Raw genomic sequence first — 24,357 nt, 5'->3', positions numbered from 1 at the left:
AACCTCTAATCTCTTAACTTCTTACCCGTTAAGTGTAAGAAGATTTCTTCTAAATTCAAGTGGTTATGTTTAATCTCACTAAATCCAATATTAGCCTCTGTCAATTGACGGACCACCGTAGCAATGTCACCATTTTCAATCACTAGAATAAGGTCATCATCAACAGTTGTCAAACTCCAACCCGGTTTATCAGACACATCCAAATCTTGAGCGTCTGTCAAGGTTACCATAATCTGATTAGTCAAGTTCGCAGCATAGCGTTTTTCAAGTTCAACCTTGTTGCCTTCTTCAATAATCTGACCGTGATCCATAATAAAAATATAGTCACAGAGGGCTTCGACTTCTTCCATATAATGTGTGGTGTAGATCACCGTAGCACCTTCCTCATTCAAGAGGCGAATAGATTCCAGAATATGATTACGAGACTGCGGGTCAATGCCGACAGTTGGTTCATCAAAAATAATTAACTTCGGAGAATGAACCAGTGCACAAGCAATATTAAGACGTCGCTTCATTCCTCCTGAAAACTGACTTGGGAATCGTTTAGCTTGAGCCTGCAAGCCGACAAACTCTAGACTTTTTAGGACTTGTTCTTTTAATCGAGTTCCTTTCAAACCATAAAGGGATCCAAATAATTCTACGTTTTCATAAGCCGTTAAGTCAGGATAGACAGCAATGTCCTGAGGGACATAACCAATCTGTGAACTAACTTTTCGGATGGATTTTTGTGACTCTTGTAAAACCGTCACCTCTCCAGAACTCAAAGGAATCAATCCCAAAATAAGATTAATCAAGGTTGATTTACCAGCACCATTTGGTCCTAGCAAGCCATAAATATTACCTTCTCCAATTGTCAATGAGACATTATCGACAGCTTTTTTGCCACCTTTATAGACTTTGACAACATCTGTTAATTGCACAAAACTCATATATTACTCCTTTTTCAACATTACTGTTGCTCTTTTAAACTAATCATCAGATAAGTCAAGGTCAATAGCAGCACACTAGCTAACCAGCCATATAATAGCGTAGCAGTCACTCCCCATAAGCCAATAACAGCGAAAAGACAGAAAGCCATTAGCCAATTCAACCAACCCGAATAGCGACAAGCCTTGACCAAAGCATAACCCAAGACAAGCACTAGGACACTGATTGGTGTATAACTTCCTAAAAAGACTAGTAAGCCAAAGTAAAAAATACTGTCTACTACTGTGACCCAACCAATCACTAGTAAGCTGATCATCGGTCTATCGTTTTTAAAAGTCAGCCAAGTTAGCTTTTTAAAGAGCAAACGACTATCCTTTTGGAACACACAATCAAAGAGGAGAACCAAGACTAAAAGGGTCATTTCAATAACTGCTAACAAGTATAAAACCATGTAACATATAAACTGCCACTGCCAGTTAAAATCTCCTAAAAAGGACAATAACTCCTTTAGAGTAAACTCAGTAGCATGCCATTGCAAAACTAGGAGAACAAGCCCCAACTGAATCATACTCAGCAAGACATCTAACCAGTCTTGATAGGACAAGGTCCTTATCTGTTTAAAGTGCCATCTCATCAAACGACGTCTCCGATGACTAGTCAACCAAAGAGTGATGAGACTTAAAATCACTAGCCAGACTACTACCATCATTAATCCACCACTTTCTTATGTCCTGCTTGAAGATGACTAAGGCATTCAACCAACAAATTGCTAGTCACATGGATGATTATAACTAGCCATAGGCTTCCACTAAGATAATAAAGACTACCGTAAATAACCCCCGTGATCAACTTGGCGTAGAAAATAGATTTCCCCATCAATAAATGATTCAAGGCATAACAACAACTAGTGATAGCTAATACCACGATGACAGGCAATTGCCACTGAACTAACAAGACCTGAAACCATAACAATCGATAAGTAATCTCTTCACAGACAGCTAAGAGCAAGGGATAACCCAATTTATTCCAGTCTTGCGTTGTACCAACAAAGGACAAATGCAATGGAAGCCATTGCTGCTTTTGCCAGCAGCGAAGCCCATGTAGGAAAGCCACTTCAACCACCAACACGATGATGCTCAATCCTAACCCCATGAGAATCAGTTTTCCATTAACTGCCCCAAAAGAGAAGCTGATTTGAGGCGATAATAGGTAAACACCTGTTAAAGCAATCAAGTAGTACACCAGAACTGCTCTTAGAAAACCAATCAGATTAAACCCATCGCCAGCATTGCCTTTCCCAAAAATAGCTTGCATCGGGATTGATGGGCAAAAGGTGACCACTAATAGACACAGGTTAAGGCATTGGGTGAACAAAGGCATTTGTCACACCTCCAAACTGTCTCATCCGTGGATGATTATCAAAAGGAAAGGCTGGGATACACATTTCAAGAAGTTCAGGTGTTAGCACACGGGTCACATACCACCCTTTTTCTGAGGCTTCAGGAGGGGTAATATCAAGAAAGACTGCATTAGGACTAACTTTTTTAGTATATGCCAATAAGATTTTCAAATCCTCTTTCTTATCTCGACCAGAGTGGTCTTCTAGCTCACTAAGGAGGACTTCTCCTGAAATCAAAGGTTCAAAAGCTTGCCATTTATGGTGTTGGTCTTTGGGATGAGCGTAATAAAACACATTACTATCCAAATCTAAAAAGAGGGGATTCTCGCTCTCAATATTGTCAAGAGCTTCCTTTTTATACAAAAGATTATAGTAATAACTATAACTAATGGCTGCAGCTTCCATGATACCTCTTAGCAAGGTATGTTTAGGATCTAAACCAGCTTGAACACCAAAGAGGAGATAAGGGCCTTCATTGTATTTATTTTTAAGGATAATCCCAAAGGTATAAAGCGGGTTATCTTCTCCTACCGTCATGTCAATAGGAATAATCTCGTATAAACTGTCTTTCCCTAACCTAGCTTCTTCTAGAATTGCTTGAATATCTGGGTCATCGATAATGATCCTAGGACAAGGTTTTTTGGTATGCCAACTCAGCATCATGGAATCAATTTGAATGTATTCAATAAGGCTATTGCACATAGCTGCTTCTAAACTAGTATGAGAAGCTGTACCCGTTGAAAACCCTGGAATAATATGTTTTTCTCCCACAGCTTCATTGGTCTTATACCCAATACAAAGCATTTGTGCCGGAACATACATATCTTGATCCTCAAAGAACATTGGGCACTTGACCCAGCCTAAAACATCCTCTTCAGTCACCATCTTATCACACATCACCATGTGCAAATCTAGGCAGCGGTCAATTTGATCTTGGGTAAAGACTTGCAGGTATTCTAAAGGCATGACACGATCTGTCTGGCTCAATTCCTTATAGGAAGCATAGACAATCCTATCCGATAACAAGTCACCTGAAATAATACTCGCATAACGTTCAATGCTTTCTCCTAAATATCTAATAAGGGCTTCTTCGTAATGGCTACCGTAACCAATAATATGATAACTGACCTGACTCAATTCGCCAATAAATTGCTTGTGATAATCAGGCATCTGACCAGTAACACTCTTTAAATAGACATCGTGGGGATGATTACAAACAGGAGCTTGGGATTGATTTAGAATGCCTGTTCTGTTACCACTTAAACCTTTGAGATCATCAAAGATATGATTAAAGGAAGGGTAATACTGTAACATCATTTCACCTCCTTACTCTTCTTCACTAAGGAGTTTTCTAACAATTTCACGTGTTGACACTTGCTGATCCTCATATTTTAGTTTTGCCAGAGCTCCTTGTGCTTGAGAATTTGACATTTTTAGAATATCTTGCACCTGGATTTCAAGTGTCGGCAAATAAATACTTAGTAAACGCCCTTCAAATTTTGAACTTCCTGTTTGAGCAATAATAAAGGCTTCACTAACAACCAAATTCATCAAAACATTCAGCAAGGGAAGATAAGCTTTGCTGACTTCCTGAGTTGGTGGTAAAACTTGATTAGCAAAGTGTTGGTAGAGAGCGTGATCTTGCAAACGTGCCAAAACCCGTCTTTCCAAGCTATCAAAGTCAGCACTATGAGGAGGATTTAGCGTACAAGCATGTAAGAATGGACCATCAACAAATCCTAGCACCAATTGTTTATTAAGCGATACACTAACTTCGTTCAAATGACGTAACATCATAATATTCAAACGCTCTTGGCAAACAACAATACTTTGATAACTTTCTAAGGATTCAGACAAACATTTCATATGGCGATGATGGGTCAAAGCATCCAAGCGAGAAGTTACATCAGTTTGTTGAATTAACATTTTCAAGTCATCACTAGCCACTTGCAAAGGTAATTGCAAGTGATCAGCTAACAGCTTGGCCGATTCATTAACATAGGTTGAATCACTGATAAAGAGGACAGGAGCAGTATTTTTGGTATGCCCTGCTGCTGCCATAAATCGAAAATCCCCCATTAAAACTTTCATGACATTTTCTTCAAGGGCGTAATCATCTTCTAGCATCAACACATCATTATAATATAAAGCTGTCATCACTTCCATGAAGCTTGCAAACAGATCTGCGTCCAAACTGTTTTCATAATAGTCCGTATCAAGAACGCCACCTTCAATCAAGGTGGTCACAATTTCTCGATAAGCTTCTTTTAATCCTTGAGGTTCTTGTGAGACATCTAAGACAGCTTCGTTAAAATCCCAGATACCTTTTCTGAAACAAAAGGTATCCTGAAATTGGACAATGCGAACATTACTATTTAATTGATATTTCATTGAGACTCCTTATTTCCTACAAGCGTCATGTGAATCACGTGTTGACTCAAACCATCTAATCCTAATTTTTCTTGGAGGTATTCCTTATTGTAGCCTCCGATATCAATGCTGCCATAAACAAGGGCAGTCGCTGTTAATTGAATATTCTGAGCTATCTCACCTGATTCAATGAAAGCATAGGCAGTTGCTTGATTACCATATTTACGCGTGTTTTTGAGGTAGTTGTACACATAAATAATGACGAGGTTGCAGTTCTCAGCATTAATGGCACCGTATTCTGCAAAAGCCCTAATATTTTCCTCAGGACTACTATAATAGCACCGTAACGCATGTTGATAAGGTAAATATTCGTAAAACCCGTCTTTAAGCTTACTGATATTTCTCGCATAAAAGACTAAGGTAATAGGGTATAGGCCACCCCCAGATGCACAGTTCCTTAACGTAACCTTATCTGGCATACCATTTTTAATTGGCACTTCAGCACTAACACCACAGGCATAATAAAGGAGGTTAGCTAAATCTTGTATGGGCATTTCTCGATCTGAAAATTGCCGATGACTCCTTCTCTGAGTAATACAGGTGGAAAGTGCTGTTGTTACCTTCGACGGTTTAGGGAGAGGGATAATATCTTCTCTGCTTTCAAAATAAGCGCTACTTGAAAAAGTTGCCACTGCAGAATCTGTAAAAAAATCAACCACACTAGCTTGAAAGCCCAAGTAATTATTATTAGATTTGTAATTCATCAAAAAACGTTGGCTAAGGTTATCTATCTCATTAGGCATTAAGTGCTGAGCAACTAACTGCTTTGACGTTTTTAGCACTGTTTGATGATGATAACCCGATAACGATAAATGATTAGTATTAAATTCAAATAATTGTCTTGCCTTTTCCGAAGTCAACGGGGGACGATTGTCTAAAACAGGTTTTTCTTTCGTAAAAAATGGCATCGTAATCTTTCCTATCTTATTCTAATAAACATATAGTAATTAGCAGGTACTGTTCAGTACCTGCTAATTACTTTGAGACACTAGAACCAAGACGATTACCACTGCCTCATGTCCTAACACCCCTATTTAATATCGGCTACATCAGCCGTTACTAACCGTAACCTAGTCGCTAGCAAACCATTTCACTGATACCCCCCATCAAATAGAGATATTAAATAGATTATTTACCTGGTGTGTAGCTTCCGCTACCGCCTTGAGCACTACCGCCTCCAACATTCACTGAGAAGCAACAAGTAGTACAGCAGCAGCAACAACAACCTCCAGGTGCAACTTGAGTTGTTTCGGCTACACTAGTAGCTAATATATTTGAAGTAAATTGTAACATAACGTTTACCTCCTTATCCAACAAATAAATAAACAACTGATAAGAATACAAATAGCTTGTCTTTGAAGCTAGGCTTAAAAGAGGGGTTACAAGACAAGGCTAGCTAGTTTGTACTATTGTAACGAAACAACTATTCAACTCTTATCATCTATATTATAATAAAAAATGACAAAAATGTAAACCCTTTCTTTCCATTATTAGTAAAAAATGACTTAAATATAAACCCTTTCTTTCCATTATTAGTAAAAAATGACAAAAATGTAACTTCCCAAAGTAAGTTCCTCTTTGTCCCCAAAACTGGAAGTTAGTCTGAAACGAATTTTTGTGGTGGAATTAAGTCTGAGACTCTTCTGCTAGAAAGAGGCTATCATGACAACACAAAAACATAAACATCTAACACTTTCAGATAGAATGGATATTCAACTAGGATTAGAACAAAGATTGACTTTCAAAGAGATTGGACAGTCTATCCACAAAGATCCTACAACTATTTCTAAAGAAGTAAAGCGACATCAACGCATCAAAGACGGGACAGAAACATGCCCTGACTGTCCCTCGCTAAAAAAAGCTCCTTATGTCTGTAATGCTTGCCCTAAAAAGAGAATGAAATGTGGCTATAAGAAAGTCTTCTACTATGCCAAGAAGGCTCAGAAGAACTATGAACAACTTCTTGTAGAGGCTAGAGAAGGAACAACGCTTAACCAAGAGGATTTTTGGGAAATGGATAAGGTCATTTCGAAAGGCATCAAGAAGGGACAACACATTTATCATATCATGGCGACTAATGACTTGAACGTCAGTAAATCAACCGTGTATAGACACCTTCATAAAGGATACTTGTCTGTTGCCCCAATTGACATGCCCCGAGTGGTTAAATTCAAAAAGCGTCAAAAAGCAACGCTACCACCTATTCCTAAGGTTGATAAAGAAGGAAGACGTTACGAGGATTTTCTAAATTATCTTAAAGAGAATGACGTGAACTCTTGGCTAGAAATGGATACCGTTATGGGACGAACTGGTGGTAAGGTGTTATTGACCTTTCATCTCTCATTCTGTAACTTTATTTTCGCAAAGCTTTTAGATAATAAGACGGCCACTGAAGTTGCCAAACACATACAAGCCATTAAACGGGACTTCAATCTAGCTGGTAAGGAGTTTTCAGAGACCTTCCCACTCATCCTGACGGACAACGGGGGAGAGTTTGCCAGAATTGATGATATTGAGAGTGATTACCATAGCCAATCTCAGCTATTCTTTTGTGACCCTAATCGCTCGAATCAGAAAGGGAGAATTGAGAAAAATCATACGATGATTCGCGACATCCTACCTAAGGGAACACCGTTTGATAACCTAACTCAGGAGGACATTAACCTTGTCTGCTCTCATGTGAACAGTGTTAAGAGGGCTGCTCTGAATGGAAAGACAGCTTATGAACTCTTTACCTTTACTTATGGAAAAGAGGAAGCTCAACTTCTAGGGATACAAGAAATTCCTGCAACAGAAGTCGTACAATCCCCTAAATTAATCCACGATAAACTCTAAGAAAACACCTTAAACGATACCGCCGAAACGTCTCACACTAACTTCCAGTCTAGCGGAACTTAATCTGAAACGCTTTCAGATTAAGGTGTTTTCGTGTACCCTTTTTTCTCTCAATTATTCTCAGAAAGCCTATCAAATAAGGCATTATAAAAACCAGTGGAACTTAGTCTGAGACGTTTTTCCTCTGGTTTTACTGATTTTTCCCACACTAACTTCCACTTTTAAGAGAGCTGGAACTTACTTTGGGAATTTAGCAAAATTTTTATTTCTGTCTTAACTGATCCAGTGTCTGTTGAAAGATTTCTGGAACATCAGCAGTAAAGGTCATCAGCTCTTGGCTGCTAGGATGGGTAAAACCTAAGGTTTTAGCATGTAAAAACTGCCCTTTGCCACTGAGTGTCTTGCGAGGTCCGTATAAAGGATCTCCCGCAATAGGATGACCAATATAAGCCATATGGACCCTTATTTGGTGGGTTCTACCCGTTTCCAAGGTCAACTCAAGCAGGGTAAAATCACCAAAACGTTCTAAAACTGTAAAACGTGTTAGGGCTTCTTTACCTTTAGACGTAACAGCTTGTTTTTTTCTGTCCTTTTCACTTCTGCCAATTGGTGCTTCAATCATGCCACGATCATTGGGTAAATTGCCATGAACTATAGCCACATACTGACGTAAGGATTTCTTTTCTTTTAGTTCCTCAGCCAGGGCTTGGTGTGCAAGATCATTTTTAGCAACCATCAACAAACCTGAAGTATCCTTATCAATACGATGAACAATACCAGGACGTACCTTACCATTAATAGAAGATAAATCTTTAATATGGTATAAAAGGGCATTGACAAGTGTACCTGAATGATGCCCAGCCGATGGGTGGACAACCATTCCTTGAGCCTTATTAATAACAGCAAGATCCTTATCTTCGTAAATGATATCAATAGGGAGATCTTCTGCTTGGTAATCAATCATTTCTTCTTCAGGTAGCTGATAAGTGATAAGATCTCCTATTTTGACACTATATTTAGCCTTAGAGACTTGTCCGTTTACAAGAACACTACCTTTTTTTATTTCATTATTGGCCTGACTTCTAGTCAAATCCGTTAAGTCAGCTAGAGTCTTGTCTAAGCGACTCCCAGCTTCTTGAATTATGAGTTCCATCTTATTCTTCCTTCCATAGGATAATCAACAAAAGTGCAACCCCTACACATAAATAGGAATCAGCAACATTAAAAATAGCAAAATCAATGAAGTCAAGATGTATCATATCAACAACATAACCTAGACGTAGACGATCGATAAAATTTCCAAGTCCTCCCGAGATAATCAGTGTTAAAGCCAGACTTTTCCAGAAGGATAAGGTGGGTGTCTTAAGGAGATAATAAAGGGCTGCGCCAACCACAAATAGCGTCATTAGAATAAAAAACCACTGTTGATTTTGTAAAATTGAAAAAGCAGCTCCGCGATTTTGTAAATAGGTCAGACTAAGTACACCTTTAATAAAAGGACGGATCTCCCCCAAGGAGAGATTGTTGACAATCCAATATTTGCTCAGCTGATCCAAAAAAATAAGGAGCAAAGACGACAATAAGAGTTTAAAGGACTTCATTTTATGACTTTCTATCTTGATTGTTAAAATATTCTTTTAAGAGTTTGATAAAGGTTAGGGCAGCAGGTGTTAAATGTTTATCTTTACGTTTGACATAGACCATCTTATTTTCAATATGATCTATGATGGGAATAACCTTGATGCCATTGACACTACTACGATCAATAAATCCTGAACCTGTCGCAAAGGCATCTGTTCTTTCTAATATACCATTTAAAGTTGCACGATCTGTCACATTATAGATAAGGTCTGTTTGGCTTGTATTAACAAAATTCTCAGAGTAATATAAATACTCATCTTTTTCTTGCGTAAATTTAACAATTGGATAGCCTGCTAAATCATCCAGAACCAGGGCCTCCTTTTGAGCCAAAGGATGATTTTGTCCAATATAGATATGTGTTTGGAAAGGTGTCACTTCAACAAACTCCAAACTTAATTTTTCCATTCTTTGAAAGAGTCCCTTACGGTTTTGGCCATTAAGATAGATAATACCTATCTCACTATTTCCCTGTGCTACTTCATCTAAGATCTGAATGGTTGTTGTTTCAAAGATGCGTAAGACTTTGTACTCTTTATTAACTTTTGAAAAGGCTGTGATTAAAGGGGGTAAGAAATCATAGTGTTGGCTAGCTATGGAAAATTCATTTTGATCAAAATCTGATTGTGAGAATTGTTTTTCAAATGAATCAAAGCATTTGACAACTTCCAAGGCCTTTTCATAAAAAATCAGACCTTGATTGGTCAGAACTGTTCCTGTTGTGGTTCTCTTAAAAATTTGAAATCCCATTTCTTCTTCAAGATCTTTGATAGAAACAGATAGACTGGGTTGACTAACATAAAGTTTACTAGCTGCTTCTCTAAATGTTCCATTGTTTGCTATAGCCACCACATATCTTAGTTGTTGTATATTCATTTTCTATCCCTCATTCTGATAAACTTCATTATACCATAAAGCAAGCCAATTAAAAAATCTACAGGCTTAGTCTAAAGGCAAAAGATCTCATATTTTGGATCAGAAAAAAAGTTACCTGAACAATCAGATAACTTCTCTATAATCTTTAAGTATTTATTTTGCAACTGGGTAAACAGATACTTGACGTTTATCACGACCTTTACGTTCAAAACGAACAACACCTTCAACCTTAGCAAAAAGTGTATCGTCTCCACCACGACCAACGTTTACACCTGGGTAGATGTGAGTTCCGCGTTGACGGAAAAGAATTGATCCACCTGTTACAGTTTGACCATCAGCTGCTTTAGCTCCTAGACGTTTAGCTTGTGAGTCACGTCCGTTTGATGTAGAACCTCCACCTTTTTTGTGGGCGAAAAGTTGCAAGTTAGCAAGATTCATTTTTAACATAATGTTGTTTCCTCTCTTAAATTAAATTAGATGACCTTTACTTGGACGAATTCCGAAGAATTCTCAGATAAATTAGTCATTCCCAGAAGAAAAGATTCAAATAAAAGCTGAACTTTCTCCTGATTGTCATGTGGAACAGAAATTTTCATATATCCACCTTCAACGTCATTCATTTTTATATCTGCTTGTGTATCTGTTAGCATCTCAACTGAATTAACAAAGTTAATAGCTAAAGTACTGACTGAAGCACAAACAATATCAAAGCCAAATTCACCACTGCCAGCGTGGCCAGACAGTGTTGCACTGCTCAATGAACCATCTTTTTGACGAGTAAAAATTGCTTTTATCATGATATAAAATTAAGCGTTGATAGCGTTGATGACAACTTTAGTGTAAGGTTGACGGTGACCTTGTTTACGGTGACTACCTTTTTTAGGTTTGTATTTGAAAGTAACAACTTTCTTTTGTTTTCCTTGTTTTTCAACAGTTCCAACAACAGTAGCGTCCTTAACAACTGGAGTACCAACTACAGTTTTGTCACCACCGACAAGAACAACTTCGTTAAAAGTTACTTCTGCGCCAGCTTCTGCGTCAATTTTTTCAACGTAGATTGCTTGACCTACTTCAACTTTAACTTGTTTTCCACCAGTTTTGATGATTGCGTATGTGCTCATATGATGCACCTCCTATTATTTTTTTGCGAGGTTTCCCTCTGTGAAGACTCGCCTGGAATCGTGAGATTGCTCTACTTAAGGAACGATTTACGCGCGGTTGCACAGGATGTGCATATAGTCAACATTACCATTATAACACACTTTTCTAGGGATGCAAGTGATTTTTTCAATATTAGCATCTAAATCTGTACTTGGACACAAAGTAGGAATGCTTAAACATCTCCAGTTAAACTTGCAACTTATGCAGCACACCAGATCATCTATGTGAAATATCTATTCCAAACCAATATCTATAACTTCTTGGCTCTCGCAGCATTCAGTAACAAAGTCATTTGTTAGACTTGGGATTCCCCACTATAAACATTTTTAAATAAGCACCTACTATCTCTTCCAAGATTAATTTCTTAACTCCCGCTCTCACTTAGTCTCTTTAGCTAGTGCTCTTGCAAGTATCTAGACTTATTCGCAGTTAATAGTTTTCTTAACATTTTAAGTTGACATGTTCCTTCATTTCCTTATAGGCTCTATCAACCTTTTCTTGAGTTGCCTGATCAATTTGTTTACGGTACTTTCCACCTTTGATAAAATCTTCTAAAACAAGGGTTCGGAAGTTATAGAGTTCATAACCATCCTTTCCTATTACACCTTTGCTCTTGGCTAGAACCATGGTCGGGTGAGCTTTCACAGTTTTAATTCTTGTTTTTTTATCCTTCTTTTCAAAGATAATATCCATTAAAAGCCCACGTTCAGTCCAAATATTATCAACTGTTTCAAGGCGTTGATTGGAAATAAAATTCCCCATAGAATAGATAATAAACTTTTTATCCTTGCCTTTTGTGATGACCTCTGCAGGTTCAACCACATGGGGGTGTCCACCTAAAACAAGATCAGCTCCCCAGTCAACCATTTTGCGATAAAGTGTTTTTTGTTCTTCATTTGGTTGTAATTCATACTCAACGCCAGACTGTGGCATAACAATAGTAACATCTGCAAGCTTCTCAGCTTTTTTTATTTCACTTTCCATCTTATCTTGATCAAAGTCAGACATATGTTTCTGGTACTGATCCTTGCTCAAATTAGCTTCCATACCATTATAACCATAGGAATAACCAAGTATGGCTATCTTAATACCATTAACTTTCTTAATCAGAAAATCTTCCTTTTGACGGTTCTTTTGATAGATACCAATACTATCTATGCCCTGTTCAGCAAAGACTTTTTTAGTGTTAAGAGCGCCTTCTAGACCTGAATCTAAGATGTGATTATGGGCTAAATCGACAAGGTCATAACCAGTATCTTTCAAGGCTTTGGCAATTTCTTTTGGGGCATTAAAAAGAGGATAGCCTGCCAAAGGATAATCTGGGCTAATGGTTCCTTCGTAATCACCGATTGCCAGATCTGCTTCACTAATTCTTTCTTTGACATATTCAAAATAGGGGGTAAAGTCATAATTACCTTTACTGGTTTCAGCACTTGTATATAAGACATCATGTAAGAGGATATCCCCATTTGCAAGCACACGGGCTGTTTTAGGCGCTGAGTTTTTGCTATCTTTGGATTGTAATTTTTTACCTAGACCTAAAAAATCAAAAATAAGTGAAAACAAAACAATGGCTAAGATGATACTAGTCGCAAAAGCAATCCACTTTTTTTCATTGCTGCTGTTTTTCAAAATCCTACCCCCTTTTCTTTTTATTATAACATGTTTGCAAGCTCTTTCACTAAAAAAAACAGACTCCCATTGGGAAATCTGCTTAGAGTAGGTCCGTGATTAATTCAGATACTGTGTCCTTCTCTATCTCAGGACTGATTTCACTAATGTTAACAGCTTCAACTGCTCTTATAACTAGAGCTTCAATATCAAAACGTTCTTCATATTTTTCAACATTAGATAACTTAGGATTCGTTTTTGGTCGATCAGGTGCAAAAATGGTACAACAATCCTCAAAAGGTTGAATAGAGATATCAAAAGTATCAATAGCTTGAGCAATATCAATAATTTCTAACTTGTCCATGGTAACGACAGGTCTAATAACTGGCGTTGAGGTAACAGCGTTGATAGCTTGCATGCTCTCTAAGGTTTGACTAGCTACCTGACCCAAACTCTCCCCATTAATAATGACAAGACCAGAACGCTCTGCTCGAATTCTATCAGTAATTCGCATCATAAAACGTCGGGTCAAGGTCATCAAATAAGCTTCAGGAGCTTTATTTTTGATTTCCTCTTGAATTTCAGTGAAAGGTACTTCTATAAATTGGATATTCCCACCAAAACGGGTCAGTTTTCTGGTCAAATCTTGAGCCTTTTTCAAGGCACCTGGACTTGTATAGGGAGGGCTAGCAAAATGGACAACCTCTATAGCAACTCCACGTTTTAAGGCTAAGTAGCCGGCTACTGGAGAATCAATACCTCCTGATAGCATTAGCATTCCCTTGCCTGAACTACCAACTGGTAAACCGCCTGCTCCCTTAATGTCTTCATGAGAAATATAGGCAGCTTCTTCTCTGATTTCAACTTTCAGATTGACGTCAGGATTTTTCATTTGAGCTGTGATATCTGGTAAAATCTCAAAAACTGCATGACCCAATACTTGATTTAGCTGACGACTATCTAATTCAAATTGATGATCACTTCGTTTACCAGATATTTTAAAGCTTAGGCCTTCACGGTAGAGTCCAGACATTATCTCCTGTACAGAAGAGATCAGTACATCCACCTTCTTTTCCACCTTATAGACGGGTGATAGGCCTTGAATACCAAAAACAAGTTTTAAGGACTCGACAACAGGCTTATAGTCTGTTCCGTTTAAAAAGACATGTGTTCTATCTCTGTCTGATCTGACTTTAACCTTTGGGTAGACTGACAGGACATCTTGAATATTACGTTTTAATTTATTTATAAAACGCATCCGGTTTTTTCCTTTAGTTGATAATTCGCCATGGCGAACCATAATTTCTGAATATTGCATCTTATCTGACTTTCTGTGTTTTTTGATAAATCTGTTTAAAGATAGTTAAAAATTGTTCAATTTGACTCATATCATTGTCCTCATCTAAGCTAATGCGGACAGCAGTCTGAGCAATTTTTGTTGGAATCCCCATAGAAACAAGAGTTCCTGATGGTTTTCCGGCCTTGGAAGAACAAGCACTGGTTGTCGAAATAAAAATAGAATGTTCTTCTAAAGCATGCACAAGGACTTCTCCTCGCACCCCTTTTAAGCCGAAGGTAAGGATATTAGGAGCAAAATTATCAAGATTAGAAAAGAGGGTGATGTCTTCATAACTCTCTAAGGCCTTCTTTAAGACAAGTTTCATAGCCAGCATCTTCTTGACAGCAAAGTTCTCTTTCTCAAAAGTCAATCTTAGGGCCTTAGCCATGCTAGCAATGGCTGCCAGGTTTTCTGTTGTAGACCGTTCTTCTTTTTCCTGTCCACCACCACTTAAGAGTGGGGTCAAGCGTTTTCCATTCTTTTTGTATAAAAAGCCAACTCCTCTGACAGCGTGAAACTTATGCCCAGAAAAAGAGGCAAAATCTACTCGTTTGGTTAGATAGCTTGATAGGGGGATCTTACCAATAGCCTGAACAGCATCCACGTGGAAACTGATATTGGGCTTATCTGCTAAGAGTTCTGAAATGGCCTCAATAGGTTGGATAGAACCAATTTCATTATTCACTGCCATAATCGAGAGCAAGATGGTATCTTTTCTGATCAGCCCTGCTAATTTTTCCAGATCAACAAATCCACTCTTGGTCACGGGAGCATAGGAAATAACAAAGCCAAGTTTTTCTAACCATTTAGCACTTTCTTTTACAGCTGGATGTTCAATCGCTGAAACAATAATATGCTTACCATATGATAATTTTTCAAGTGCCACACCTTTGATAACCCAGTTATCACTTTCTGTACCTCCTGAGGTAAAGAAAATTTCATCTGCTCCAACCTTTAACAAGTCAGCAATTTGTTTCCTGGAAGCTTCTAGGACACGACTGGCATTGCTTCCCAACTGATGTAAACTAGATGGGTTTCCAATTATTTTCTTAGCCACTTCCTGATAGGTTAGCAAAGCTTCATTATAGGGGATAGTTGTTGCAGAATTATCAAAATAGATCATGTGTCACCTTCATTTATACTCAATTACATTATTTTAACACAAAAAAACTGAAATGAAAAAGATGTCTTTTCAAGAAAATTTAATACCAATCAAGAAAGCGATCTTTTGATTTGGAGCCTTAGGGTAAATTGTTGACTTAGTTTTTAATCAAGCTTATACTATTAATTGAACTTTCAATAGTTATTGCAAAGTTATCATTCAAAAAGTATGAAAATTTGAAAAGGAGTCATAATGTCATCCCAATATTCTAGAAAAAATAAGGATCCTAATAAAGCAGTCCCAAGTAAGCATATTAAAAGTGGTTTCACAGCACTGCAAAAAACCATTGCTTTAGTGGGTAGTATTTTGAGTATCATTGTTGCAACTATTACTATTAACCGTGCGCTTCATCCTGAAACAAGTTCAAGTAATAATAAATCATCCCATGATTCCTCCTCTACAATTGTTAAAATTATTGAGAAGGAAAAAGAAAAAAGTAATACAGATAATACCGAAGCTTCAACAAATAATAATGGCACCACATCTTCAAGTAACTTGCCATCTTCTAATACTGATCAAAGTATTGACCACTCAAGTAGCAACACAAGCCACACCAATCCAGCTCCCTCAACAGAACCAAGCAGTTCGACTACTACAAGCTCATCTGCACCTTAATGAAAGACTAAAAAAGTGATGACTTCTCTTCGTCATCACTTTTTAACTTGCTATTTCTCAAAGAAATCTCATTCTTCAATCTGAAGTCTCTTTTTTTATCTCATAGTTACAAATTCTTCGGCTCCTGTGGGGTGAATGGCAACAGTATTGTCGAAGTCTGCCTTTGTAGCCCCCATCTTGATAGCCACTGCAAAGCCTTGAATCATTTCATCCACGCCATAGCCAATGCCGTGCAGGCCAATCACCTTCTCGTCCGTTCCTAATGTCACAAGTTTCATCTTACAGGCTTGTCGATGTTCTGTGACCGCAGTGTACATGGATGTGAATGAAGCTTGGTAAACCTTAATTTTGTCAGCATCATATTTCTTAATAGCTGCTTCTTCTGTTAAACCTATTGAGCCAATGGCAGGATGGCTAAAGACTACTGTAGCGACGTTCTCATAGTCCAATTTTTCATTGGCTTTATGATTAAAGAGTCGCTCAGATAGGCGTCTTCCTGCTGCTACTGCTACAGGAGTCAGGGCTAACTTCCCATTGATATCTCCTACGGCATAGATTCCTTTTACAGAAGTGTTTTCGTATTGGTCTGTTTGGATGTAGCCTTGTTCATTAAGCTCAACTCCTGTTTTTTCAAGGCCAAAGCCCTTGGTATTGGGCTTACGTCCAATAGCCCAAATAACCTGATCAACAACAAGGGAGTGGCCATCTTTAAAGTGCAGAGTCAAGCTCTTATCAGGATTTTGACTTAGTTCTTTGACATCAGTGTGAGGTCGTAGTTTTGGTCCTGATTTTTCCATTTCTTCGACTAGTATCTTGACAATGTCCTTATCAAAGCTTCTGAGGGGTCTGTCATGTCTAACCAGAAGATGGGTATCAGAACCTAAGGCCTGTAAAACACCAGCAATCTCAACTGCAATATAACCAGCCCCAACTACAGCTGTTCTTTTTGGGATATCATCTAAGGCGAAGAAGCCATCTGAGCTGATCCCATAGTCTGCCCCTGGAATATCAGGGATGACAGGATGGCCTCCTGTAGCAATTAAGATATGAGGGGCACTATATAAGTTTCCTGACACTTCAACAGTATCTTTACTGACAAAGCTAGCAAAGCCCTTTAGCTGTTCAAGGCCATTGTTTTGGAAGCCCTTTTCATATGACTGGTGGATACGACCAATATAAGCTTGTCTATTCTTTTTCAGTTTTGAAAAATCAAAATCATAAGAAGGAATGTTAAAACCGTAATCTTGGGCAAAGGTGCTCAAGGTGTCTGAAACCTGCGCTCCATACCACATCACTTTTTTGGGAACACAGCCCAAATTAACACAGGTTCCCCCTATCTCTCCTGCTTCAATCAGTAGGACTTTGGCACCATACATAGCCGCTCTATTTGCGGAAGCTATCCCGGCACTGCCTCCACCAATAACGATATAATCATATGTCTTCATTAGTTCTTCCCTTTACTTTCTTTTAATTTAATGTATCACAAAACTTTTTTGGACTCAAGAATTAGAAATTACATGGAAAAACCTCTAAGCTCATCACAGTTTAGAGGTTTCATTTTTTATAACAAATCTTTTAGAGAGGCGAAGATGATCCGTTCGATATCACCAATGTAAACAGATAAGGCTTGCTGGGCATCGAAATAATCTTTCAACAAGTCATTTCCCTCAATTTTGTTGCTAAATTCTTGGATAGAGGCCTGTTCTTCACTAGTTGGCATTTGGCCAGATTGCATCAAACCTTGTAATTTTTCTTGCATGGCAATAAAATCTCCAAAGATCTGACTAGCTTCTTGATCACTATGAATAGCCTCTTTTGAAGCTTTAACTTTTTGGTATTCAGGTAAGGCTCTGATAGATCTTTCAAGCTTGTTTGCGTAATCATAAATTTCTTGTGACATGTCAAGTCTCCTTCTTTTTTATGCTTTAATCATACCATAATAATCTCTTTTATGTCGCTTAATAACTTTTCACATAAGCTTTGTAAGCATTAAAGGCTTCTTTCAGATCAACAATATTGTCTGAAGGAAACTTATCAAGGATTTCTGCGGCAAGGACTGTGGCAATAACATTTTCCATGACAAGGCCAGCTGCTGGCAGAGCTGTGGGATCCGAGCGTTCAACGGTTGCCTTATAGGGCTCGTGGGTTTCGATATTAACAGACATTAAAGGCTTGTATAAAGTCGGTATTGGCTTCATCACAGCTTTTATGATAAGAGGTTGACCATTTGTCACTCCTCCTTCAAATCCTCCTAAGTGATTGGTCTTTCTGAAATAGCCTTCTTCTTTACTCCAAGCAATTTCATCCATAACCTGAGAACCCTTATGAAAGGCCATATCAAAGCCCATGCCAAATTCCACACCCTTAAAGGCATTGATGGATAAAACAGCCTGTGCTATTTTAGCATCCAATTTCTTATCCCAATGTACAAAGGATCCTAATCCAGTTGGAACACCTCTTACAACGGTTTCTAAAATGCCACCTATGGTATCTCCTTCTTTTTTGATCTGATCAATATAAGCTTTTATTTCCTCTTCCATTTGCTGGTTGCCTATGGAAAGTTCTGACTGGCAGGCCCGCTCTTTTAGTTGATCCATACTAATATCAGAAGCTAGGATGATTTTTTTACCCCCAAAAACAAGGACATGATGGAAGCTATCAATATCTAGCTCCTGCAAAAGCTGCTTGGCAATGGCTCCTACTGCTACACGGATAGCTGTTTCTCGAGCAGACGAACGTTCTAAAGAGTTTCTCAAATCATCATAACGGTACTTAATACCTCCGACTAAGTCAGCATGACCTGGCCTAGGATGTTTCACCTTGCGTTTTCCTTTAACTTTTTCTCCCAGATCTTCGATGGCCATAATGTCCTGCCACTTGACATGATCCTTATTGAGAATGGTTAGGCATATTGGTGCGCCAGTGGTTAGGCCATGTCTTAGCCCAGAGCTTATCTCAACCCTGTCACGCTCAATGGCCATTCTGGCACCTCTACCGTAACCACCTTGTCTTCTTTCTAACTCTTTATTGATCATTTCACAGCTAAGTTTCATACCTGCAGGAATGCCTTCAATAATAGCTGTTAGCTTTGAACCATGTGATTCACCTGCCGTTAAATATCTCATGCCTTCTCCTAAATTTATTCTAAAAAACATTACCCTAACAAGTTAGAATAATGTTTTCATGCTATTTTTACTTGTCTGATTCTAAGATTTCTATGACCTTTTTCATATCATTTAATGAAACTTGGCCTGGTGCAACTTGAGAATCTAGGGAAACAAAGGTCCATGAAGAACCTACTACGTCTCCAGCAAAACGTGATAAGCGTCCAAGTCTTCCCATTGAAATGGTGGCATAAATTTGTTCTGGATTCAGTGCCTTAAAACCTCTGGTATAGTTCATCAAATCAAGAACATCTTGTTGACTTTTTGGCATAACGGCAATTTTAACAACTCGTGGCGCAAGTTTAGTCATTTCCGAGAATGCTTCCATCAAATTTTCAGGTGTTTCTTCGAAGTTATGATAGGATAGGATCAAATTTGGAAAATCCAACATTTCATTGAAAACAGCCTTGTGAGAAAAATACTCAAAATCAATAAAATCTGGATTATATATTGCATTAATTTCTTTAATGATTGCAATATATTCTTCATCTGTTAGATTGATATTTCCACCTTCTCTATCTGTTCTCAAGGTGAAAATAATCTCTCTTCCAGCAAAATTTTCAAAAATCGCTGGAGCTATCGTTAGAATATCTTCTTTAGGGAGGAAATCTGCTCTCCACTCAATTAAATCGGCACCGTCATATTTTGAAACATCAATTGATTGAGCCTCTTCAAAATTACTAGGCATTATTGGAGCTACTATTTTCATTTTTCTACCTTTATTGTAAACACCTTTAAATAATTACTTCTGTCATCAGCTTTATTTACCTGAAAATCACTTGGAAGCTGCTGAAGAGTCATTTCTTGAAGGTTAGCGTTTTCTATTCCTTTTTTAATTTCTTTTTTGAATTGATCAACTGACACATTTGCGGCATTAGTAGAAGCAATTATCCTACCGTCTGGATTTAGGATGGTTAGGGCTTCACTAATAAGTTTATGATAATCCTTTGAAACCGAAAAAGTTTGTTTTTTATTTCTAGCAAAACTAGGTGGATCTATAACTATTATATCAAATTTTAAGTTATTTCGTTGAGCATATCTAAAATAATCAAAAACATCCATTACAAAAAAGTGATGTTTTTCTAAATCAAGGCCATTTGCTTTAAAATGTGCTATGGATAATTCCTTTGATCTCTTTGCTAAATCCACTGATACCGTTTCACTTGCCCCACCCATGGCGGCAGCTACTGAAAAGGCTGCTGTATATGAAAACATATTGAGAAGAACTTTACCAGCTGCTAAGCCATCAACCAATCCATTACGAACCTGGTGTTGATCTAGAAAAATTCCAGTCATTAGTCCATCATTGAGGAAAACTTGGTATTTAACCCCATTTTCTAGAACAATGAAGGTATCCTCAGCTTCTTTCCCATATAAATGCTTGGATTCATATGGTCCATTCTTAAAGCGTATCTTTTCATAAGCTCCCTTAAGTTCTGGGAAAACTTGCTGAAAAGCTTCGACAATTAATGCTTTGTTTTGATAAACAAAGGTATTGTACCAAGAAAAGACAGCATAATCCTTATAAAGATCAATGGTTAAGCCACCAAAGTTATCACCATCTTGGTTAAAAAGTCGGTAGGCATTTGTTAAAGCTGATTCTGCATAGTCTACTCGTTTCTCTTTTGCAGCAAGAAATAGTTCTATAAAAAATGAAACTGACAGTTCTTGAAGACCAGAGCCAAGAAACCAACCAATACCTTTATTCTGCTTTGAAAGGTAAGCTGTACCAAGAAAATGATTCTTTTTTGAATAAAGGTGAACCAGTTGATCACTGATTTCAGCATTAGTAAAATCTCTTTCATCTAGTAATTGAATCCCTGCCGATAATTTTTTTTCAACAAAAGAATTAATATAGAGTTTATTCATAGTCTATATTATAACAAAAACTCTTAAAAATTCCTAGAAAATTTAAACTTCTAGCAAGCAATGACCTCCATTTTTTGTTATAATTTACTTTGAGATTTTATCTTTAGGAAAAAAATGATGAGGAAGTTCCTAGTGTGAAGAATATAAAAACCTTTTTAAGAAATTTTGTAAATACAAGGTTAGGCTTTATTATAACCTTGCTAACCGCATACTGGCTGAAGACCCTTTGGGCCTATTATGCTGACTTTTCTCTTGATTTAGGTAACCTATATCAAGTCTTTTTAACCATTATAAATCCTGTACCTTTGGCATTATTGTTTTTAGGTTTGGCTCTTTATATCAAAAATACTAAAGTCTTCTATAGCGTATCTTGGATTATTTACATAGTCATTAATCTATTACTTATTTCCAACGCTATCTACTACCGTGAGTTCTCTGACTTTATTACAGTCAGTGCCATGTTGGCATCTAGTAAGGTATCTGCTGGACTTGGAGATTCTGCTCTAAATCTTCTACGAATATGGGATATCATCTATATTTTAGATTTCATTGTCCTTACGGTCCTTTTTGTCAGCAAGAAAATCAAAAAAGATGACCGCCCTTTTAATAAAAGAGCTTCTTTTGCTGTTACAGCCCTGTCTTGTTTAATGGTTTCGATCAATCTTTTTTTAGCTGAGATTGACCGTCCTGAATTACTAACGCGTGGTTTTTCAAATACCTATATTGTTAGAGCCTTAAGCTTACCAGCCTTTACTGTTTATAGTGGGAATCAAACTTATCAAGCACAAAAAGAAAGAAATGATGCAACAGCTGGCGAACTGACTGATGTTAGAAACTATGTCAAAGAACACTATGCAGCCCCTGACCCTAAGTACTTTGGTATTGCTAAGGGGAAAAATGTTATTGTTCTCCATCTGGAAAGTTTCCAACAATTTGTCATTGATTATAAATTGAAATCAGGAGATAAAGAATATGAAGTGACACCATTTTTAAATTCTTTGTATCATTCTAATTCAACTCTCTCCTTCTCAAACTTCTTCCATCAGGTTAAGGCAGGAAAAACTTCTGATGCTGAAACAATGATGGAAAATTCCTTATTTGGTTTAAACAGTGGATCATATATGGTCAACTATGGTGGTGAGAACACACAGTTTGCTGCCCCTACCATCTTAAATCAAAATGGAAACTACACCAGTGCTGTTTTTCATGGTAACGTTGGTACTTTTTGGAACAGAAATAATGCCTATAAACAGTGGGGCTATAACTATTTCTTTGATTCCAAATATTTTTCAAAACAAAACGAAAGCAATTCTTTCCAATATGGTTTAAATGACAAGTACATGTTTAATGACTCCATTAAGTACCTAGAAAGAATGCAGCAACCATTCTATACTAAATTTATCACTGTAAGTAACCACTACCCTTACACAAGTCTAAAAGGTGAGAAAGATGAAGAAGGTTTCCCACTTGCTAAAACCAAAGATGAGACCATCAATGGTTACTTTGCCACAGCCAATTATTTAGATGCTTCCATTAAGTCCTTCTTTGATTATCTAAAGGCATCAGGATTATATGATAATTCAATTGTTGTACTCTATGGTGACCACTATGGTATCTCTAATTCACGTAATTCAAGCTTGGCACCATTACTTGGCAAGGATCCTGAAACCTGGTCTGAGTATGATAATGCCATGTTACAACGTGTACCCTATATGATTCATATACCTGGTTATCATCAGGGAGGTATTAAAAATACCTTTGGTGGGGAAATTGATGCTCTACCAACCCTGCTCCATATCTTAGGTATACATACTGATAAATTTATACAATTAGGCCAAGACCTCCTATCCCCTCAAAATAAACAAATTGTAGCACAGAGAACTTCAGGTACCTACATAACCCCTGAGTACACAAACTACAGTGGACGCTTATACAATACCGCTACAGGTGAGGAAATTACAAATCCTGATGAAAAAACAATTGAGAAGACCAAAGCCATCAAAGAAGCAACTTCAAAACAACTGTCTGCCAGTGATGCTGTGCAGACAGGAGACCTCTTAAGGTTTGACAAAGAAAATGGTTTGAAGCCTGTTGACCCTACAAAATATGTTTACACCAAACAATTGAAGCAAATGAAGAAAATAGAAGATGAATTAGGATCAAAATCCACCAGTCTTTATAGTCTCCATGGTAGAAAATCAACACAAAAACTCTTCAAGGCGCCGTCTTATTTGGAACTCAATCCTGATCAAGATGATAAGAACAAAGCAAACCAAAAACATAGTGAAAAAGAAAATAAGGAATAGCATGAGCTATTCCTTATTTAGTTTGAAGAAAAAGTTATTTTTTGCTACCTTCCTTAGGTGCTGTCGGACAGGTTAAACAGTCAGGGGAGTGACTGTTTAGAAAAACCAAAGAATTCCATACCTAACTTTCGAGCCTAAAATCTGGCAAGTTCCCGGTATCTAAAACGCCTATATTAAAGGCATTCTAGACACTTTCAGAACGGCGGAGGTAGCCTTAATAAGCTCGTTTTGCTCGCAGAAATAGGAAATCTATTGATAGCCTGCAGAGCTTCTTAGCCTATTGGTCTAGGTAAATTGGATTTGTCTTCAATCTGAGGAATAGCATAAGCTATTCCTTATTTTTGACCATATAAAAAAACTGAAGATCAGTTCTCCAGTTTTATCACTATTACTTGCTCTTTATTTACCAAGTTTGTTTTTTGCTGCATCAGCAAGTGCTGTAAATCCAGCAGCATCATTAACTGCTAAATCAGCAAGCATTTTACGGTTTACTTCGATTTCAGCAAGTTTTAAACCATGCATCAATTGTGAATAAGACAAGCCATTCATGCGAGCTGCTGCATTAATACGTGTAATCCATAATTTACGGAAGTCACGTTTCTTTTGACGACGGTCACGGTATGCATAGTAATAAGAATTCATTACTTGTTCTTTTGCAGTACGGAACAAGATATGTTTTGCTCCATAGTAACCTTTAGCTAATTTCAAAACACGTTTGCGACGTTTACGTGCAACAACTCCACCTTTAACACGAGCCATTTATATTTCCTCCAAATAATTCTAATAATCTCTAGTAACTGTTTACAGTCTTTTTATCTAAGACCTGTAAGCATTGCTTTAATACGTTTGAAATCTCCTGAGCTTACCATTGAAGCTTTGCGAAGATGACGACGTTGTTTCTTAGTTTTTCCGTGGAAACGGTGTGATGTAAAAGCGCGGAAGCGTTTCAAACCACCAGAACCTGTACGTTTAAAACGTTTAGCTGATGCGCGGTGTGTTTTTTGTTTTGGCATTGTAGTATTCTC

At 37.6% G+C, this 24,357-nt stretch carries 26 protein-coding genes and 1 other annotated feature; of the genes, 3 read left to right on the top strand and 23 right to left on the bottom strand.

The features are described from left to right. Positions 1 to 5: 5 nt before the first annotated feature. The 7 genes from HBN42_RS00580 to sagA all read right to left on the bottom strand — a co-directional run bounded on the left by HBN42_RS00580 (position 6) and on the right by sagA (position 6,049). The gene (locus HBN42_RS00580) at positions 6 to 929 is read right to left on the bottom strand and encodes an ABC transporter ATP-binding protein (RefSeq protein WP_165992716.1); all 924 of its coding nucleotides are present in this window, start codon (positions 927 to 929) and stop codon (positions 6 to 8) included. A gap of 20 nt (positions 930 to 949) precedes the next feature. Next, positions 950 to 1,636: a SagF family protein gene (locus tag HBN42_RS00575; protein ID WP_165992714.1), complete on the bottom strand. Its 687-nt coding sequence runs from the start codon at positions 1,634 to 1,636 to the stop codon at positions 950 to 952. Beyond that, complete coding sequence (locus HBN42_RS00570; RefSeq protein ID WP_165992712.1) at positions 1,636 to 2,307, bottom strand: CPBP family intramembrane glutamic endopeptidase; 672 nt, start codon at positions 2,305 to 2,307, stop codon at positions 1,636 to 1,638. The genes HBN42_RS00575 and HBN42_RS00570 overlap by 1 nt, the downstream gene beginning before the upstream one ends. Then, on the bottom strand, positions 2,282 to 3,640 hold the full coding sequence (locus HBN42_RS00565) for a YcaO-like family protein (protein WP_165992710.1): 1,359 nt from the start codon (positions 3,638 to 3,640) through the stop codon (positions 2,282 to 2,284). The genes HBN42_RS00570 and HBN42_RS00565 overlap by 26 nt, the downstream gene beginning before the upstream one ends. Positions 3,641 to 3,652: 12 nt before the next feature. Next, complete coding sequence (locus tag HBN42_RS00560; RefSeq protein WP_165992708.1) at positions 3,653 to 4,717, bottom strand: streptolysin associated protein SagC; 1,065 nt, start codon at positions 4,715 to 4,717, stop codon at positions 3,653 to 3,655. After that, entirely contained in the window at positions 4,714 to 5,664 is a 951-nt protein-coding gene (locus tag HBN42_RS00555; protein WP_165992706.1) for a SagB/ThcOx family dehydrogenase, read from the bottom strand. The genes HBN42_RS00560 and HBN42_RS00555 overlap by 4 nt, the downstream gene beginning before the upstream one ends. 220 nt (positions 5,665 to 5,884) lie before the next feature. Beyond that, on the bottom strand, positions 5,885 to 6,049 hold the full coding sequence (gene sagA, locus HBN42_RS00550; protein ID WP_165992704.1) for a TOMM family cytolysin streptolysin S: 165 nt from the start codon (positions 6,047 to 6,049) through the stop codon (positions 5,885 to 5,887). A gap of 369 nt (positions 6,050 to 6,418) precedes the next feature. On the opposite strand from sagA, the gene HBN42_RS00545 reads away from it, so the two are divergent. After that, entirely contained in the window at positions 6,419 to 7,591 is a 1,173-nt protein-coding gene (locus tag HBN42_RS00545; protein WP_165992702.1) for an IS30 family transposase, read from the top strand. Positions 7,592 to 7,853: 262 nt separating this feature from the next. Here the strand turns inward: HBN42_RS00545 and HBN42_RS00540 are convergent, their stop codons facing one another. The 9 genes from HBN42_RS00540 to HBN42_RS00500 form a co-directional block, all read right to left on the bottom strand. Beyond that, a complete protein-coding gene (locus HBN42_RS00540; RefSeq protein ID WP_165992700.1) occupies positions 7,854 to 8,744 on the bottom strand; it encodes an RluA family pseudouridine synthase in 891 nt (296 codons plus the stop codon). Position 8,745: 1 nt separating this feature from the next. Then, positions 8,746 to 9,192 carry a signal peptidase II gene (gene lspA / locus HBN42_RS00535; protein WP_165992698.1) on the bottom strand — a complete coding sequence of 149 codons (447 nt, stop codon included), beginning with the start codon at positions 9,190 to 9,192 and terminating at the stop codon, positions 8,746 to 8,748. Between the two features lies 1 nt (position 9,193). Then, positions 9,194 to 10,105 (bottom strand): LysR family transcriptional regulator, encoded by a 912-nt coding sequence (locus HBN42_RS00530; protein ID WP_165992696.1) that lies wholly within the window; start codon positions 10,103 to 10,105, stop codon positions 9,194 to 9,196. Positions 10,106 to 10,258: 153 nt separating this feature from the next. Beyond that, positions 10,259 to 10,552: a 50S ribosomal protein L27 gene (gene rpmA, locus HBN42_RS00525; protein ID WP_012658244.1), complete on the bottom strand. Its 294-nt coding sequence runs from the start codon at positions 10,550 to 10,552 to the stop codon at positions 10,259 to 10,261. Between the two features lie 26 nt (positions 10,553 to 10,578). Next, the gene (locus HBN42_RS00520) at positions 10,579 to 10,902 is read right to left on the bottom strand and encodes a ribosomal-processing cysteine protease Prp (protein ID WP_165992694.1); all 324 of its coding nucleotides are present in this window, start codon (positions 10,900 to 10,902) and stop codon (positions 10,579 to 10,581) included. Positions 10,903 to 10,911: 9 nt separating this feature from the next. Beyond that, a complete protein-coding gene (gene rplU, locus HBN42_RS00515) occupies positions 10,912 to 11,226 on the bottom strand; it encodes a 50S ribosomal protein L21 (RefSeq protein WP_165992693.1) in 315 nt (104 codons plus the stop codon). Between the two features lie 34 nt (positions 11,227 to 11,260). Continuing rightward, positions 11,261 to 11,335: a sequence feature (ribosomal protein L21 leader region), on the bottom strand. Between the two features lie 372 nt (positions 11,336 to 11,707). Further along, the gene (locus HBN42_RS00510; protein WP_165993746.1) at positions 11,708 to 12,901 is read right to left on the bottom strand and encodes a CapA family protein; all 1,194 of its coding nucleotides are present in this window, start codon (positions 12,899 to 12,901) and stop codon (positions 11,708 to 11,710) included. A 79-nt stretch (positions 12,902 to 12,980) separates the two neighbouring features. Continuing rightward, positions 12,981 to 14,195 (bottom strand): tRNA uracil 4-sulfurtransferase ThiI, encoded by a 1,215-nt coding sequence (gene thiI / locus HBN42_RS00505; RefSeq protein WP_165992690.1) that lies wholly within the window; start codon positions 14,193 to 14,195, stop codon positions 12,981 to 12,983. A gap of 1 nt (position 14,196) precedes the next feature. Then, positions 14,197 to 15,339 (bottom strand): cysteine desulfurase family protein, encoded by a 1,143-nt coding sequence (locus tag HBN42_RS00500; RefSeq protein ID WP_165992688.1) that lies wholly within the window; start codon positions 15,337 to 15,339, stop codon positions 14,197 to 14,199. 231 nt (positions 15,340 to 15,570) lie between these two features. Here HBN42_RS00500 and HBN42_RS00495 point away from each other — a divergent pair, with 231 nt between their 5' ends. Next, on the top strand, positions 15,571 to 15,993 hold the full coding sequence (locus HBN42_RS00495; RefSeq protein ID WP_165992686.1) for a DUF6556 family protein: 423 nt from the start codon (positions 15,571 to 15,573) through the stop codon (positions 15,991 to 15,993). A 95-nt stretch (positions 15,994 to 16,088) separates the two neighbouring features. On the opposite strand, the gene gorA is transcribed toward HBN42_RS00495, so the two are convergent. From gorA to HBN42_RS00470, 5 genes are all read right to left on the bottom strand, one after another. Next, positions 16,089 to 17,438, bottom strand: a complete 1,350-nt coding sequence (gorA, locus tag HBN42_RS00490) for a glutathione-disulfide reductase (RefSeq protein ID WP_165992684.1) — start codon at positions 17,436 to 17,438, stop codon at positions 16,089 to 16,091. A gap of 116 nt (positions 17,439 to 17,554) precedes the next feature. After that, the gene (locus HBN42_RS00485) at positions 17,555 to 17,893 is read right to left on the bottom strand and encodes a YlbF/YmcA family competence regulator (RefSeq protein ID WP_165992682.1); all 339 of its coding nucleotides are present in this window, start codon (positions 17,891 to 17,893) and stop codon (positions 17,555 to 17,557) included. 58 nt (positions 17,894 to 17,951) lie between these two features. Then, entirely contained in the window at positions 17,952 to 19,118 is a 1,167-nt protein-coding gene (gene aroC, locus HBN42_RS00480) for a chorismate synthase (RefSeq protein WP_165992680.1), read from the bottom strand. 67 nt (positions 19,119 to 19,185) lie between these two features. Then, complete coding sequence (gene aroD, locus HBN42_RS00475) at positions 19,186 to 19,866, bottom strand: type I 3-dehydroquinate dehydratase (protein ID WP_165992678.1); 681 nt, start codon at positions 19,864 to 19,866, stop codon at positions 19,186 to 19,188. Then, positions 19,863 to 21,026, bottom strand: a complete 1,164-nt coding sequence (locus HBN42_RS00470) for a class I SAM-dependent rRNA methyltransferase (RefSeq protein WP_165992676.1) — start codon at positions 21,024 to 21,026, stop codon at positions 19,863 to 19,865. Before HBN42_RS00470 ends, aroD begins: the two co-directional genes overlap by 4 nt. 134 nt (positions 21,027 to 21,160) lie before the next feature. On the opposite strand from HBN42_RS00470, the gene HBN42_RS00465 reads away from it, so the two are divergent. Further along, positions 21,161 to 23,332, top strand: coding sequence for an LTA synthase family protein (locus tag HBN42_RS00465; RefSeq protein WP_165992674.1), 2,172 nt, complete (start codon positions 21,161 to 21,163; stop codon positions 23,330 to 23,332). 399 nt (positions 23,333 to 23,731) lie between these two features. Here HBN42_RS00465 and rplT read toward each other — a convergent pair whose 3' ends face one another. Together rplT and rpmI are read right to left on the bottom strand one after the other, a co-directional pair. Further along, positions 23,732 to 24,091, bottom strand: a complete 360-nt coding sequence (gene rplT / locus HBN42_RS00460; protein ID WP_037625813.1) for a 50S ribosomal protein L20 — start codon at positions 24,089 to 24,091, stop codon at positions 23,732 to 23,734. 53 nt (positions 24,092 to 24,144) lie between these two features. Then, positions 24,145 to 24,345, bottom strand: coding sequence for a 50S ribosomal protein L35 (rpmI, locus tag HBN42_RS00455; RefSeq protein WP_018365831.1), 201 nt, complete (start codon positions 24,343 to 24,345; stop codon positions 24,145 to 24,147). Positions 24,346 to 24,357: the final 12 nt, after the last annotated feature.

The organism is Streptococcus catagoni (assembly GCF_011421425.1).
GTDB classification, from domain to species: Bacteria; Bacillota; Bacilli; order Lactobacillales; family Streptococcaceae; genus Streptococcus; species Streptococcus catagoni.
The sequence above is the reverse complement of the archived record's forward strand: the minus strand, read 5'-3'. Positions and strand labels throughout refer to the sequence as shown.

Excerpts from the sequence above, each read along its gene's own strand:
- HBN42_RS00580 (WP_165992716.1), bottom strand. The coding sequence starts at position 929 with ATGAGTTTTGTGCAATTAACAGATGTTGTCAAAGTCTATAAAGGTGGC.
- HBN42_RS00575 (WP_165992714.1), bottom strand. The coding sequence starts at position 1,636 with ATGATGGTAGTAGTCTGGCTAGTGATTTTAAGTCTCATCACTCTTTGG.
- HBN42_RS00570 (WP_165992712.1), bottom strand. The coding sequence starts at position 2,307 with ATGCCTTTGTTCACCCAATGCCTTAACCTGTGTCTATTAGTGGTCACC.
- HBN42_RS00565 (WP_165992710.1), bottom strand. The coding sequence starts at position 3,640 with ATGTTACAGTATTACCCTTCCTTTAATCATATCTTTGATGATCTCAAA.
- HBN42_RS00560 (WP_165992708.1), bottom strand. The coding sequence starts at position 4,717 with ATGAAATATCAATTAAATAGTAATGTTCGCATTGTCCAATTTCAGGAT.
- HBN42_RS00555 (WP_165992706.1), bottom strand. The coding sequence starts at position 5,664 with ATGCCATTTTTTACGAAAGAAAAACCTGTTTTAGACAATCGTCCCCCG.
- sagA (WP_165992704.1), bottom strand. The coding sequence starts at position 6,049 with ATGTTACAATTTACTTCAAATATATTAGCTACTAGTGTAGCCGAAACA.
- HBN42_RS00545 (WP_165992702.1), top strand. The coding sequence starts at position 6,419 with ATGACAACACAAAAACATAAACATCTAACACTTTCAGATAGAATGGAT.
- HBN42_RS00540 (WP_165992700.1), bottom strand. The coding sequence starts at position 8,744 with ATGGAACTCATAATTCAAGAAGCTGGGAGTCGCTTAGACAAGACTCTA.
- lspA (WP_165992698.1), bottom strand. The coding sequence starts at position 9,192 with ATGAAGTCCTTTAAACTCTTATTGTCGTCTTTGCTCCTTATTTTTTTG.
- HBN42_RS00530 (WP_165992696.1), bottom strand. The coding sequence starts at position 10,105 with ATGAATATACAACAACTAAGATATGTGGTGGCTATAGCAAACAATGGA.
- rpmA (WP_012658244.1), bottom strand. The coding sequence starts at position 10,552 with ATGTTAAAAATGAATCTTGCTAACTTGCAACTTTTCGCCCACAAAAAA.
- HBN42_RS00520 (WP_165992694.1), bottom strand. The coding sequence starts at position 10,902 with ATGATAAAAGCAATTTTTACTCGTCAAAAAGATGGTTCATTGAGCAGT.
- rplU (WP_165992693.1), bottom strand. The coding sequence starts at position 11,226 with ATGAGCACATACGCAATCATCAAAACTGGTGGAAAACAAGTTAAAGTT.
- thiI (WP_165992690.1), bottom strand. The coding sequence starts at position 14,195 with ATGCAATATTCAGAAATTATGGTTCGCCATGGCGAATTATCAACTAAA.
- HBN42_RS00500 (WP_165992688.1), bottom strand. The coding sequence starts at position 15,339 with ATGATCTATTTTGATAATTCTGCAACAACTATCCCCTATAATGAAGCT.
- HBN42_RS00495 (WP_165992686.1), top strand. The coding sequence starts at position 15,571 with ATGTCATCCCAATATTCTAGAAAAAATAAGGATCCTAATAAAGCAGTC.
- gorA (WP_165992684.1), bottom strand. The coding sequence starts at position 17,438 with ATGAAGACATATGATTATATCGTTATTGGTGGAGGCAGTGCCGGGATA.
- HBN42_RS00485 (WP_165992682.1), bottom strand. The coding sequence starts at position 17,893 with ATGTCACAAGAAATTTATGATTACGCAAACAAGCTTGAAAGATCTATC.
- aroC (WP_165992680.1), bottom strand. The coding sequence starts at position 19,118 with ATGAGATATTTAACGGCAGGTGAATCACATGGTTCAAAGCTAACAGCT.
- aroD (WP_165992678.1), bottom strand. The coding sequence starts at position 19,866 with ATGAAAATAGTAGCTCCAATAATGCCTAGTAATTTTGAAGAGGCTCAA.
- HBN42_RS00470 (WP_165992676.1), bottom strand. The coding sequence starts at position 21,026 with ATGAATAAACTCTATATTAATTCTTTTGTTGAAAAAAAATTATCGGCA.
- rplT (WP_037625813.1), bottom strand. The coding sequence starts at position 24,091 with ATGGCTCGTGTTAAAGGTGGAGTTGTTGCACGTAAACGTCGCAAACGT.
- rpmI (WP_018365831.1), bottom strand. The coding sequence starts at position 24,345 with ATGCCAAAACAAAAAACACACCGCGCATCAGCTAAACGTTTTAAACGT.